General features: G+C 51.6%; 10 protein-coding genes. 7 read left to right on the forward strand and 3 right to left on the reverse strand.

Annotation, left to right across the window (positions count from 1 at the left end; translation table 11 throughout):
• The first annotated feature begins 100 nt into the window (after nt 1-100).
• Nucleotides 101-1510: an IS66 family transposase gene (gene tnpC / locus D9T21_RS08570; RefSeq protein ID WP_123323152.1), complete on the forward strand. Its 1410-nt coding sequence runs from the start codon at nt 101-103 to the stop codon at nt 1508-1510.
• A 15-nt stretch (nt 1511-1525) separates the two neighbouring features.
• Here the strand turns inward: tnpC and D9T21_RS08575 are convergent, their stop codons facing one another.
• Nucleotides 1526-2464, reverse strand: coding sequence for an FAD-dependent oxidoreductase (locus tag D9T21_RS08575; protein ID WP_123324600.1), 939 nt, complete (start codon nt 2462-2464; stop codon nt 1526-1528).
• Between the two features lie 5 nt (nt 2465-2469).
• On the reverse strand, nt 2470-3492 hold the full coding sequence (locus D9T21_RS08580; RefSeq protein ID WP_123324601.1) for a LacI family DNA-binding transcriptional regulator: 1023 nt from the start codon (nt 3490-3492) through the stop codon (nt 2470-2472).
• Between the two features lie 233 nt (nt 3493-3725).
• Here D9T21_RS08580 and D9T21_RS08585 point away from each other — a divergent pair, with 233 nt between their 5' ends.
• The 6 genes from D9T21_RS08585 (at nt 3726) to D9T21_RS08610 (ending at nt 13464) form a co-directional block, all read left to right on the forward strand.
• Nucleotides 3726-6455 (forward strand): TonB-dependent receptor, encoded by a 2730-nt coding sequence (locus tag D9T21_RS08585; RefSeq protein WP_123324602.1) that lies wholly within the window; start codon nt 3726-3728, stop codon nt 6453-6455.
• 93 nt (nt 6456-6548) lie between these two features.
• Nucleotides 6549-9038 carry a family 20 glycosylhydrolase gene (locus D9T21_RS08590; RefSeq protein ID WP_123324603.1) on the forward strand — a complete coding sequence of 830 codons (2490 nt, stop codon included), beginning with the start codon at nt 6549-6551 and terminating at the stop codon, nt 9036-9038.
• A gap of 105 nt (nt 9039-9143) precedes the next feature.
• Nucleotides 9144-10028 (forward strand): glucosamine kinase nucleotide-binding domain-containing protein, encoded by an 885-nt coding sequence (locus D9T21_RS08595; protein ID WP_123324604.1) that lies wholly within the window; start codon nt 9144-9146, stop codon nt 10026-10028.
• Nucleotides 10028-11026 (forward strand): glucosamine-6-phosphate deaminase NagB-II, encoded by a 999-nt coding sequence (nagB-II, locus tag D9T21_RS08600; RefSeq protein ID WP_123324605.1) that lies wholly within the window; start codon nt 10028-10030, stop codon nt 11024-11026. Before D9T21_RS08595 ends, nagB-II begins: the two co-directional genes overlap by 1 nt.
• Nucleotides 11027-12157, forward strand: coding sequence for an N-acetylglucosamine-6-phosphate deacetylase (nagA, locus tag D9T21_RS08605; RefSeq protein ID WP_123324606.1), 1131 nt, complete (start codon nt 11027-11029; stop codon nt 12155-12157).
• Entirely contained in the window at nt 12154-13464 is a 1311-nt protein-coding gene (locus D9T21_RS08610; protein ID WP_123324607.1) for a sugar MFS transporter, read from the forward strand. The genes nagA and D9T21_RS08610 overlap by 4 nt, the downstream gene beginning before the upstream one ends.
• Before the next feature lie 77 nt (nt 13465-13541).
• On the opposite strand, the gene D9T21_RS08615 is transcribed toward D9T21_RS08610, so the two are convergent.
• On the reverse strand, nt 13542-14516 hold the full coding sequence (locus D9T21_RS08615; protein ID WP_123324608.1) for a GGDEF domain-containing protein: 975 nt from the start codon (nt 14514-14516) through the stop codon (nt 13542-13544).
• Nucleotides 14517-14605 lie beyond the last annotated feature (89 nt).

The raw sequence follows: 14605 nt of genomic DNA on the forward strand, positions 1-14605 counted from the left end.
GTAACCGTTCACCAGGGCCCTATTGACAGTTAGTAATATTTATTTTCAATGATCGTGGGGATCCTATTGATTGATCCCGCCAGTCTGTCAGAGTGGTTTCATGCCACGTAAAAAGCAGCCCACAAAGCCACCCGTCGCTACTAATCTCGATGATGCCAATGAGCTCATTAGTACACTCTGGGACAGGCTAAATGACCTCGAAGACCGACTGAATCAAAACAGTCGTAATTCATCGCGCCCGCCATCTTCTAATGGTCCGAGTGTAGCTTCATCTGCGCCAGCTAAAAAGCCGACGGGCCGTAAGCGCGGTGCGCAATCCGGCCATAAAGGTAGTAAGCGGATGCTGGCCGATACCGTTGATGAGACGCGCACCTATTATCCCGACGATACTTGTGCTTGCGGTGGTGACATTGCTATCAATGATTCCCCTTATCGTCGGCATCAGGTATTTGATATTCCCAGCCAGGCATTCTCTGTAGTCGAACATCAGTTGCATCAGGGCCAGTGTTGTCAGTGCAGTAAAACGGTAAAAGCAACGCTACCTGACAACGTGAATCAGGGGCAGATGGGAAATAACCTGCTAGCCTATGTGGCAATGCAGTCGGGGCAGTTTCACCAGAGTATCAGTAAAATCCAGCAGCAGCTCGAACAGAACTTCGGTTTATCGTTCAGTCGCGGTGCTATCTCTGAAGCGCAGGGCCGGGTTAGTTCAGTACTGACGCCAGCGTATCAGGATATCAAAGAGACGATGCGCACTGAGGCGGTGGTGCACTGCGATGAAACCCGTCATCAGCGTGGTAACGAAAACCGCTGGATGTGGCAGGTATGCACAGCAGAATTATCATGCTTTATGACGCACTTCTCACGTGGCGCCTGGGCGGCAAAGAAACTACTCGGCGATAATCCGGAAAACATTGTTGTTACTGACCAGTATGCCGGTTATCACTACATCGATTCAGACCACCGTCAATTGTGCTGGGCGCATATCTTAAGAAACATGAATGCGCTGGCGGAAAGCTGGGGTACGAATAAAACCTATGGAACAACGTTAGTCAGGCTCATTCGCATACTGTTCCGGCTGCAACACCGGTATGAGAGTAACGCACTAAGTGAAAAGCGATACCTGGACCGGATGGAAAAACTACGCATCGCCTGGCGAGAGCAACTTGAACTGGCATCAAGACGCTGTGTGACTCCCCGCTATCAGAACCGGTGTAAGCTACTGCTAAAACACGATGACATGTGCTGGGTATTCCTCAGTCACGATGGCGTCCCTCTCACTAACAATGAAGCCGAGCGTTCATTGCGAAGCTATGTGCTGTGGCGAAAAGGCAGCTATGGCGTGTGGTCACATCGGGGCGAACTGTTCAGACAACGTATACTCACCATCGTAGAAACCTGCCGAAAACAAAAGCTGAATCCTCTGAAATGGATCCGGGCAATACTTGCTGCGACGCTGAATAAAACCACCTATCCTCTGCTCAACGACTTTAAAGCTGCCTGTCAATAGGGCCTTGGTGAACGGTTACGGTGTTTCATCGCTAATATTTAGACGGAGCCTTAATTCAGCCTCAGCTTGCTCTGGTGAACAAAACTGGCTGCTGTAGACATAGCCGTTACCTATCCGGCTGGTTAGCGGGATATTCCACATCCAGCCACAGGATAAGCCTTCGGAACGGGTTTGCGGGGTTATCGCTTGCAGTGGTGAGTTATGTGGAGTCGGGATAGCCACGGCCCGGTCGTTGAATAAACAATCCTGATAGCTTTGCAATGACTGCCCAAGCCCTTGTTTCATCAGCAATCCGCGAAAGCCTGAGCAATCGATAAACAGTGTGGCAGTCAGGGGGGCGCTGCAATCGGTTTCAAGTTGGGTAACGTGGCCGTTAGTGCACTGCACATTCAGTACATTGCCGGTAAGATGTGTCACGCTTTGCTGCACGGCAAAGTTGCGTAAACAACCGGCGAGTTTGCTGGCATCAAAGTGATAGGCATAATCAATGTCGCCGCCCAGAGAAGTACTCACCGGCGATACTGCCGCTTCTGCCATTGTGGCAGCAGAGAAAAACTGCTCCGGCCGGACGGCTGCATTCTTGCCCTTTCGCAGCTGGTTACAATTAGCAAAAAAGTGTTCGGCGGTGTCTAAATCCAACGCGCTGAAGAACGGGTGGAAATAGCGTTTAAAGCGCTCGTTACTGGTCCAGTTACTGAACTCAATTCCGGTTTTGTAAGTGGCGTCACAGGCGGGCATCCAGTCGGATTCCTGCCAGCCCAGTTCGGCAAAAAACTGTTTCAAAAAAGGCGTGGAGCCCTCACCTACACCCACCGTACCAATTTGCGCCGACTCGATAAGCGTAATGTGATAGCGCTTGCTCCACTTAGCCGCGAGGTACGCCGCACACATCCAGCCGGCGGTGCCGCCACCAACGATAACGATAGATTCTGGCTGTTGAGTGCTATTGGTCATAATGGCTACCGGCTGGTGGATTCGCGAACTATCAGTTCGGGCACAAAGATATCGGCGGGGATCGTGTGATTCTCGGCTTTACGTTTACGAGCCTGTAACGAGCGTATCAACGAAGACGTGGCACGCTGAGCAATTTGCGCCGTGGGCTGCGAGGCGGTAGTGAGTGGCGGAAACGTCTGGGTTGAAAACGGGCTGTTCTCAAACCCGGCAATGGCCAGCGCCTCTGGTACATCTACACCTTGCATGCGGGCTCCGAACAGTGCACCCGCGGCTATTTCATCGTTACAGGCAAATAGCGCGGTGGGCGGCTCAGGCAATGCCAGTAGTTGCTGAATACTTTGTACACCGGTACCAAATGAATAGGTGCCATCAATCACCAGTTGCGGATCTGCCTCAATACCATGGTCTGCCAGGGCCTGATAAAAGCCACGCTGACGTTCTGTGGTGGAGTGGTGTTGCTTTTCACCGGCGATAAACGCAATGCGCTGATGGCCCTGATCGAGTAGGTGCCCAGTAATCTGGCGGGCCGCCTGGTAATCGTCTACCAGCACGCAGGGCTTGTCATCCGGCGCTTTATCCCCCGACAGTACCCGCACATACCGGATGCCTTTTTCATCCATGGCCTGCAATACATCGGGCATTTCAGACAGTGGTGGAGACAGGATCAGGCCGGCCAACCGAGCGCTGTTAACCATGTTAACCAACTCATCGATGATGTCAGGATTAGTTGCATCGCAGGGGTGGATTAGCAGTTCATAGCCGTTGGCCCGGCACTCCTTAAGAATACCGTTCTGCATTGCCAGAATGTAGTAGGCATTGGGGTTGTCGTATACATAACCCAATACGTAATTATCGCGTCCGGCAAGATCCCGCGCTGCTTTGTTCGGGCGATAATCCAATGCGTCGATGGCTTGCTGCACTTTTGCCAGGGTGTCTGGTTTTACCGTGCCTTCGTTATTGATAACCCGGGAAACGGTTTTAATGGATACACCGGCGTATTCCGCAACACTTTTTATTGTGGCAGACATTATGCCTCCAGAATAATTTTTAAACAATTTTTTGCATATATTTATCAGTAGGTTACGTAATATTCACGCCGAATAGTAAATAAATATGTTTGCAAAGGTTAATTCCTTGTTGTAGCTTAACACTCAATGACAGCGTTGTCATTAACCAATTTCTGGCTAGTGAACGCGACTGTCATTTTATTTATGAGTAAAATGACAGCGTTGTCATTATGATGAGAACAAGGACTTGAGTGATGCAAAAACACAGAATAACTAAATTAACTCGTGGGCTTCGTCTGGCACTGGCAGTAGGTGCAGTGGCGGCAACTTCAACGCCGGCTGTCTTTGCACAGGAAGGCGCAGATAATACTGAAGTTATTGAAATCCGTGGTATTCGGGCAAGCCAAAAAGAAAATATTAACACCAAGCGCTTTTCCGACAGCGTGGTGGATGCCATTACCGCAGAGGATATTGGCAAGTTTCCGGATAAAAACGTGGCCGAATCGCTGTCACGTATTCCTGGGATCACCATCGACCGTGATTTCGGTGAAGGCCAGGGCGTGACCATCCGTGGTGTACAGCCCGATCAAAACCTGACATTGCTGAATGGCCAGGCAGTGGGTACTGCACAATGGTTTGTATTGTCTGATGCAACGCGTAACTTTAACTTTGAGATCCTGGCTTCAGAAATGGTTGCTGGTCTTGAGGTGTACAAATCGTCCCAGGCCGATTTAGATGAAGGCGCACTGGGCGGTACGGTAATTCTGCGCACCCGCAAACCGCTGGACCTTGATGCCAACACCTCGCAGGTATCAATTGAAGGCCAATATAGCGATAACGCGGAAACCACCGATCCATCGTTGTCTGGCTTATACAGCTGGAAAAATGATGACGGCACTTTTGGTTTACTGGTTTCAGCCAGCTTCCAGCAACGTACCGTGCAGCGCGAAACCAACGAAGATTTTGGCTGGTTTGGCCCCAGCATCCCGCGTATTGACCCGCTTATTGAAGCGCCACAGGGTGCCAGTGAGCGCGGTGCCATTCCATGGGGAATGGGCTCTGCCTTGTTTAAGCAGGACCGTAAACGTAAAGGCTTTGATATCACTGGTCAGTGGCTGGTAACAGATGATCTGGACCTGTCTCTGCACTATATGTCGTCGGTTATGGAAGCAGATAACGTTAACTCCAACCTTATCGGTATTCCGTTCAGAGGCGTGGCGTTCTTAGGCACAGATACGAATCCGGGTACGGTAAGTAACGGTATAGTTGATTCACTGGCGGTGACTGGCGTGCCAAATCGTCCGGGCTGGGCGCGTCATATTGCCTACGATAATATCTACCGTGACGGTTCGGAAATGTCTACCGAGGTACTGGATTTAGAGGGTACCTACACCATGAAGAATGGTGAACTGCACTTCCAGTTAGGTACCACCAGTGGTGAAGGGACCAACAATGACTTCTTCACCGAATTCTGGGTAACCCCGGATGATGAGCGTGCGTCGTTTGATTTTTACAATCCGGGTGGTACCAATCCGTATATCGATTTTGTAAGCGCCAGCCCCTGGTTGGCTAACCCTGGCGACGAAATGTGGTTAGGCGGTATCTTTGATCAACAAAACAGTACTGAAGATAAAGAAGACTACCTGCAGTTTGACTACAGCCACTTTGTAGAGTGGGGCGCAATCAACGAAATTAAATCGGGTATGAAGTTCCGCGACCGTAGCTTCTCACAGCAGCGCTATCGCACCGACCTGGCTAATCTTGCCCCCACCGGTGAAGGTAGCCTGGGGCCGGCGAGTGATTTCTGGAGTGGCGATATGGTTAACGTCAGCCATTCACAAACCAATGGCGTGGCGGCGAGCTACTTTATGCCGGATAAAGATCTGATGTACTCAGCGTTATATAACGTGTCGGAGTGTAATGAAGGTAACGCAGGCAGCCTGTGTCGCAACAGCAACGTGTTCCTGAAAGATGCGTCGTTCGATATTGAAGAGAGCATTACCGCCTTGTATACCATGGCAAAATTCTCAACCGACGATCTGCGCGGTAACATTGGTATCCGTTACGTTGAAACCGACTCAACCTCGAATGGCTTTGATTTAAACTCTGGCCAGGACGTAGCCTACGACAGCGAGTATAAAGAGTGGTTGCCCAGCGCAAACATTGCTTACAACCTGTCTGAAGACGTGATCTTACGTTTTGCTGCGGCCCGCGTAATTACTCGTCCGGCACCTTTCCAACTGGCACCTGCGGTGAACCTTACCCCGGAAACCAGCTCTGGTTCGGCGGGTAACCCGGCACTGAATCCGTTAACGGCTAATCAGTTTGAAGCCGGCGTGGAATGGTATTTCGACAGTGCGTCACTGGCGTCAATTACGTTCTTCAGAAAGGACATCAGCGACTTTATCTTTACCAAAACCGTGGCGAAAGAGATTAACGGTCAGCAAATTAACCAGCTGAGCACCCCTGAAAACGGCGGTAAAACGGCGCTTGAAGGCTTTGAGTTCCAGCTTCAGCACGCTTTTGAAAACGGCTTCGGCGGCTACTTTAACTACACCTATACCGACCTCGACGATGCTGAAATTGACGAAGCTGCACCGGTACTGGATGATGACGGTAATATCATTGGTGCCACGTTAACCAGCCGTATGGTGAGCTTCCCTAATACATCGAAGAACTCGTTTAACGTAGGCGTTTATTATGAAACAGACCAGTACAGTGCACGTCTGAACTACAACTACCGTTCTGAGTATTTCATTGCTCAGGCCGAAATTGGTACCCAGTATCGTGACGAACAAGCGCAACTGGATGCACAGTTCAGCTGGCAGTTTAATGACAACGTTACGTTTAAAGCGGAAGCCTTAAACCTGACTGATGAAATCTGGGAAAACTACTATGTGCGGGAGTCTGATGGCGCTCGTCTTGGTGGCACCCAGAGTGCTAATGGTCGACGCCTGTTCGTTGGCGCGAGCATGAGCTTTTAAGTAACCACCGCTGGCCGGCCTTTCGCCGGTCAGCGGCAGGTGTTGCCTGAGCGCATTATTTATCTGTACCTTAACCCACCACAAAGATGTTCAATGATGATCGATACCCTAATTAAATATTGCCTGGTCTGGACTGTAGCAAGCTTGAGTGCCAGCGCGGTGGCCGTAACCCAGCATGAACTTAATCAGTTAGGCCGAACGCTGGATGTGCAATATCAGGTATTGGATAACATTGAGCAGACAGCTTGTGAGTCAGAACAAATTTCCGGACATTGTTTCAGCGCGCAAATCCGCCTGCAAACCGAGGACGTTGCGCTAATCAAAGGGACGGTGATCCACTTTAGTCACATTACCCCTATCGCAGCGGCACAAAGTAATGCCGTGAGTATCAGCCACATCAATGGCGATCACCATGAGATGCGCATTACCCGCACGATACCTGCTAATACAACCGAGACGATACGCATTGCTGCACCTGCCTGGCATGCGGCCCGCTCTGACATCATGCCCAATTACTACCTGGTGGCAGATGCGCTGGCGCCGGTGACAATCGACAGCACTGTGCAACAAACAGAGCCAGGCTCTGGTTTACCGGTGAATTCCCATGCCGGTAGCTGGACTAAACCAAACCAGTATCGTCGCAACGCCGATGATGTATTGCCGCTTCAAACCAGCGAGGCACAATTTGCTGCTTTGCCTGAGCAATGGCCTGTGGTCACTGCAAACCGCGTTGTGCCAAAGGTAAGACAGCGCCAGGATAGTCTGCAAAAGCGCCATTTAACAGGCATTAAATTATCCTCTGATGCTGCGCATTTAGCGCCGTGGCTACCGCTTGTTGAGCAGCTGGGCCTGCCAGTTGGTGAGCAGCAGGAAACTATCAGTATTGTTATCGCCGGACAGCAGTTCAGCGGACCCGAACACTATGCTTTGCGCATTGAGGAACAGGCCATCACCCTGACTGCTGCGTCGGATAAAGCGGCAGGCTATGGCTTGCTCACGCTGGCTCAGCTGCGCGACCCGCAAACTGGTCAGGTTCCGTTAACGACTATTACCGACGCGCCTCGCTTTGCCTTTCGTGGTGTGCATTTTGATATTGCCCGTAGCTTTACCGGCTACGACTCTATCACCATGCTGCTGGAGCAAATGGCGGTATTAAAGCTCAATAAACTTCATTTGCACGTTAGTGATGATGAGGGATGGCGTTTAGAAATCCCGGGGCTGCCAGAGCTTACTGAGGTGGGCGCCTACCGTTGTCACGATGAGTCTGAGCAGCGTTGTCTTATGCCACAGCTGGGCTCAGGGCCTCACCGGGATGCCGGGGTTAATGGTTATCTGAGTGTGCAGCAGTATAAAAATCTATTACAGCTGGCTAACCAGTGGGGTATAGAAGTGATCCCATCGCTGGATATGCCCGGCCACTCGCGGGCAGCCATAAAAGCCATGGAAGCACGTTATAATCGCCTGATGGCCGAGAACAAACCGGAGCAGGCTGAAATGTATCTGCTCACTGAATTCAGCGATAAATCGGTTTATTCCTCTATTCAGCATTACAGCGATAACACGTTAAACCCCTGCCTGCCCTCAACGTTTCGGTTTATTGATAAGTTGCTGGCCGAGCTTAAGGTCATGCACCAACAAGCCGGTGTACCGTTAACCACTTATCATATTGGTGCCGATGAGACGGCTGGGGCGTGGACGCAGTCTGCAGCGTGTAAAAGTTCAGGCATTGCTCCTCATGACATCGCCAAAACCTTTATCCGGGAAATCATTAAACTGGGTAACAGCAAGGGCCTGGTAATGGCCGGCTGGAGCGACGGCATGATGGAAGCCTTACCGGGACTGCCAGAGTCCAACGTGTATGTGAATATTTGGCAAACCTTACCGGCAGGGGCAAGCAAAACGGTCAGTCAGCTAGCCGCAAGCAATACGCCGGCTGTGCTGTCACTCCCTGATGTACTGTATTTCGACTTTCCTTATCAGAACGATCCGCTTGAGCCGGGTTATTACTGGGGGGCGAAGTCGGTGTCGCTAAAACGGGTCTTTGGCTTTATGCCGCAGTATCTGGGCCAGCACGCCGAGCTCTGGACTGACAGAATGGGTCAGCCTTACGACGACGAACCCACACAGAATGCGACCCCCGTACTGGGTATGCAGGCTCAGCTCTGGACCGAAATTACCCGCGATCAGCGCAGCGTTGAATATATGCTCTTTCCCCGCTTACTGGCTTTTGCTGAACGTGCCTGGCATCAGGCTGAGTGGGAAGGCAAAGTAAGCCAGGCGGAGTTTTTGCCAGCGCTCAATCGCGATTTTTCCGAATTTACCCAGGTGGTGGCTAAGCGCCACTACCCGCGGCTGGTTGAAGCGGATATCAATGTCCGCATACCGCCACCGGGTTACCAAATCGACGCACAACACCAATTGGAGCTGCGGGCCGCCATGCCTAATCTGAAGCTGGAGTACAGCGCAGATGCCATGACCTGGCATACCTATACTGGCGCAGTGTCGGCAGACAATATCCATTTTGTGCGAGCGCGTTTAATTAACAGCCCTCACACCAGCCGAATTATTGCCGTGGAACCCTAATCAGCATGCTGACGACAGACCATAATTATATTTATATCGCTGCCCACAGGCGTAATTCAGACAGTTGGTGCCGGGGCAACTACTGCAAGTTGAGAACAATTAGCTATGAAAAGTAACACGTATTTTATTGGTGTTGATGGCGGGGGGAGCCGTTGCCGGGTTCGCCTGGAAGATCAGCACGGCAAGTTACTGGCGACTGCCAGCAGCGGCCCGGCTAACATCATGCGCAATGCCGACGTGGCCGAAGCGTCTATTCGCCAGGCCTGTGCTCAGGCTGTCGAGCAGAGCGGGCTGAACATCACCGTTGAGCAGCTGGTGTTGTGTGCGGGCCTTGCCGGCGCCAATATTGCCGGGGCCAGCCAGGCCTTTTTGCAACGGCAGTTGCCCTTTGCTGCGGTTCATCTGTTCAGCGATCTGCACGCCGCCTGCGCCGGTGCTCACCGGGGGAAATCCGGTGCAGTGATAGTTTGTGGAACCGGCTCTTCGGCTACCCGTTATGCCAACCATAGTTTTACCGATTTTGGTGGCCATGGCTTTCCTATTGGCGATAAAGCCAGCGGTGCCTGGCTGGGATTACAGGCCATTCAGCATACTCTGCTTGGCTACGACTATCTTGCGCCTCGCGATGAGGTATTTGACGTAGTATCTGCGCACTTCAACAGTGAGCAGGCTGAAGACATTGTGCAGCAGTGCAGTGGGTTTAATTCTAACGACTACGCGGCCATCGTGACCACGCTGATGCCCTTATACCAAAATGGTGACAGTGTCGTTGCAGGCTTTATTGAGCAAGGCCGTCATTATTTACAGTGTCTTGCCGAACAAGCCATAGGTAACAGCGAGCTCGAATTATGTTTGATTGGCGGACTGACCGCCGTTTACCAACCGTTATTAAGTGAAGCCATACAGCAGCGGATCCAGCCCTGCGCATACAGCCCGGAACAGGGCGCAATCTTATTGGCAAAACAAGCAGTAACATCCGGAGAGGGATAATGACCAACAGTATTATGGCGCAGGAGGCCCGTCAGGCCGCCACAGTAATTGCCGATCAACTTAAACAAAACAAGCCCGTGTGCGATGCGCTTGCCGAAACTTTGCGTACTCTGCAGCCGAGTATGATCATGATGATAGCCCGGGGCTCTTCTGATCATGCCGGTGTGTTTGCTAAATATCTTTATGAAGTGGAACTGGGTATTCCGGTTTGCGCTGCGGCACCTTCGGTATCGGGGATTTTCAATAAACAGCTTAACCTGAAAAATGCGCTGGTAATTGTGATTTCGCAGTCGGGACGAAGCCCGGATATTCTGCATCAGGCCAAATTTGCCAGGCAGGGTGGTGCTTATACGGTGGCCCTGGTAAACGATGAGAGTTCACCGCTGGCTTCCATTTGTGATGCCGTGTTACCCATACGCGCCGGCAAAGAGCAGGCGGTGGCAGCTACTAAGAGTTATCTGGCCAGTTTATCGGCGCTGCTGCAGTTATGTGCGGTTTGGTCTGAGAACAAAGCCCTGGAAGCTTCGCTTGCCGATTTGCCAGCGGCCATGCAAGCAGTGTGTGAACAGCCCCCACAACTTAAAACCGAACATTTGCAGGGCGTTCAGAACTGCATAGTATTGGGGCGCGCCTTTGGTTACGCGATCTCCAGGGAAGTGGCGCTTAAGCTTAAAGAAGTGCTCAGTATCCACGCTGAATCATTCAGCAGCGCAGAGTTTATTCACGGGCCGGTAACCCTGGCTGAAAAGCCGTTGTTGATTGTCGATCTGGACATACCCGATGAGTCGCAGCCCTATCATCATACGATGTCAGATAATGTGCGTCAGCGAGGTGCTAACATGGTGAAAATGGACTGCGCCAACACGACCTTGCACAAAAGAGTGGTACCCTTACTGCTGATGCAGCGTTTTTACCTGGATATTGAGCAGGTGGCGATGGAAATGGGCCTCGATCCTGATACGCCGCCGGGGCTGAACAAAGTAACGGAAACCGTATAAATGAAGATGTGTGTACAGCGGGTGATCACCCCGGACGGTGTGCTGGAAAATACCAGCCTTACTATTGAAAATGGCGTTATTGCGGCAATTGAGCCGGCGGGCTCCGAGCCGGTGCAGGCCGGCACGCTGATCCCGGGTTACTTTGATACCCAGGTAAATGGCGGCGGAGGCGTATTATTTAATCAGCAGCCAGATGCTGCCAGTCTGGATAAGCTGGCGCGGGCTCACCTGCGTTTCGGTACCACCTCAATGTTACCCACGTTAATCACCGATGGTGAGCCGGCTATGGCAAGAGCCGCAGATGCTATTGCCGAAGTGATAGCTGACGACCACCCCACTATCGTAGGTGTGCACTTTGAAGGGCCGTTTCTTAACGTGGCCAAAAAAGGCGTCCACGAAGCGGGCTTTATTCGCCATCCCAAAGACAGTGAACTGGCCATTTTATCCCGCCAGGATCTGGGCCGGGTGTTGGTGACCGCGGCACCGGACAATGTGGACGTTGGATTTATTCGCGAGCTAGTAGCAGCTGGCGTGGTAGTGGCGTTGGGGCACAGTAACGCTACCTACGAACAGGCCATGGCAGCCCTGCAAGCTGGTGCCAGTGGATTTACTCATTTGTACAATGCCATGTCGGCCCTACAATCCCGCGCGCCGGGAATGGTAGGAGCGGCACTGAATCACAGCGATGCCTATTGTGGCCTGATTGTGGATCATCATCACGTACACCCGCAAAGCGCTGCGCTGGCAATAAAAACTAAAACCGCACAGCGCACCATGCTGGTTACCGATGCCATGGCCCATGTGGGCACAGACTTAACCGAACTGGCCTTCTTTAATACCGTTATCGAGCGGCATGGCGATAAGCTGGTGACGCCGGAAGGAACACTGGCCGGTTCTTGTCTGGATATGCATACCGCGGTACTCAACTGTCACCGCGATCTGGGCTTTACGCTACCAGAGGTAAGTACTATGGCCAGCCATACGCCCGCCTGCTTTATGGGCAAGGAGCAACACCTTGGCAGTATTGCAGTAGGGCAGACGGCCAATTTAATAATGCTTGACGATGCACTTAATATTGAGACCATTTGGTTGCGCGGCAACGCCGTTGCTAACGGAGAGATAACCCTATGAATACGCAATCTGTTGCCCAACCGGGTAGCCGCAGTCTGATGCCGGTGCTAACCATTGGTTTGTTATTTTTTATCTTTGGTTTTGTCACCTGGCTTAATGGCGCCCTGATCCCTTTTTTGCAAATGGTGTGCGAGCTCAGTGAAATGGAAGCGCTGTTTATCGCCTTCTGTTTTTATGTCGCCTACGTGGTGATGGCACTGCCAATGGCCAAAATCCTCGAGCGTACCGGCTATAAAAAAGGCATGTCGCTGGGCCTGGCGATGATTGCCGGCGGCTGCCTGCTGTTTGTGCCGGCCGCGTTGAGCAAAACGTTTATTATCTTCTTACTTGCCCAGTTTGTGGTGGGATCCGGCCTGACCATTCTGCAAACCGCTTCCAATCCGTTTATTGTTCACCTTGGCTCGCCAGACAGTGCCGCTGCCCGAATCGCCTTTATGGGCTTGCTGAATAAATTTGCCGGCGTATTGGCACCGCTGATTTTTACTGCGCTGGTGCTAGGTGATTTCGGCCATGTTAACCAGGTATCTCTGGCACAGATGAGCGAAAACGAGCGCAATATCCAGCTTAACGAGATGTCTTTTAAACTTATTCAGCCTTACATCGGTATGGCGATTGCGCTGGGTCTGCTAGCGTTGGGGTTAATGAAAGTTAACCTGCCTGATATTCGCTTTGAGGATGAAAATACCGCTACCGAAGTTTCCGGTTCGGTGATGCAGTTTCCGCATCTGGTGCTTGGCGCGGTAGCCCTGTTTTGTTACGTGGGAGTGGAAGTTATTGCCGGCGACACCATTGGCCTGTACGGCTCTTCACTGGGTGTTGCCAATGCTACCTCACTCACCTCGTTTACCATGACCGCCATGGTGGTGGGCTATCTGCTTGGCTTGGTGTGTATTCCCCGGGTTATTTCACAGGCTGCTGCATTAAAGGCATCCGCCGGATTAGGCCTGGTACTGACGGTGGCGATTTTGCTGGGCTCAGACGATTCAACATTGCTGTCTTCCCTGCTCTGGGGCTGGATGGGCCTGCCCGAAGTACCAGATACCATCGCCATGATTGCGTTGTTAGGGTTAGCCAATGCAATGGTTTGGCCAACGATCTGGCCTTTGGCGCTGGCCGGTTTGGGTAAATTTACCCCGCAAGGCTCGGCAATTCTGATTATGGGCATTGCCGGTGGTGCAATTTTACCACTGGCCTATGGCGGCCTTGCCGATGTGCTCTCTTCACAGCTGGCCTATGCCATTATGATCCCGTGCTACTTGTTTATTGGCTACTACGCCACCTTTGGTCATAAAAAAGCAAGCTGGTAAAAATCAGTAACAGCGTGAACGCTGTGCGTAATTGATGTGTGACCTCTTGCCCCGCTAGCGGGGCTTTTTTGCTGGTATCAGCCGTCTGCCATCCCACTGGCATAGGATACAACCTGATTGCGCCCGGCGTTTTTGGCTTTATACAGCGCTTTATCGGCGCGGCTAACAAGCCCGTCATCAGAAATACTGGCGCTGATGGTTGCCACACCAATGCTGCAGGTAATAGTAATGTTATTGGTGAGTGTCATTGCTTCAACGGCAAGACGGATCCGATCGGCCAGCTCATGTGCTTGCTCGCCGGGTGTTTCTGGCAGAATGACTAAAAACTCCTCACCGCCATAGCGACCTACCGAGTCGGGCTGTCTGACATTGCTGGCAATACACATGGCCAGTTCATGCAGTACCGTATCGCCGGTTTGGTGGCCATGGTTATCGTTAATGTCTTTAAAGTGGTCCACATCAATCATCAAAATGGAAAACGGGCGATGGTAACGCTGATACTCCAGATAGCAGCGACTAAGCCGCTCCATAATGGCAAAACGACTGGCGACGCCGGTTACGGTATCGGTATTGGCCTGACGTTCGAGTTCCTGTGTGCGCTGTTTTACTTTTTCTTCCAGCGACTTGTTGGTTTCTTCGAGCTCCGTTCTGAGACTTTCGAGCTCGGCATTACGCTGCTTTAGCATATCAATGCTGGGGATGCTGATAAGCGTGGGCATTAAGCGCCACAAACAAACTGCAGTCACAATGGATATAACCCCGGTAGCAAACTTAATAACACCCTCTATAAAATAGTAGCCATGCCATACGTTGATTAGCCCAGCCAGGTGAGACGCGCCACACAGCGCAATAAACCCACCAAACAGCATGGCGATGCCATTAAAGTTCAGATCTTTACGTTTGTGCAGAAAATAGAAAATCCCGAAAGGGATAAGTGAGTAGGCCATGACCGTTAACAGGTCGCCGCCGAGATGCAAAAATAACAAATCCCAACGCCACAACAGGCAGTGCCCGTGTGGCATCAGGCTTCCATCAAATATTCGGTCCAGCATACCGCCTCCGCTTAATCAGCATCAATGCCGTTGGTATTTGAGTCCTAAGGCGAGATTAATTCCTGTTGCTACTCCATTGAGCTTAATGC

This window comes from Marisediminitalea oceani (genome assembly GCF_003731635.1).
GTDB lineage: Bacteria > Pseudomonadota > Gammaproteobacteria > Enterobacterales > Alteromonadaceae > Alteromonas > Alteromonas oceani.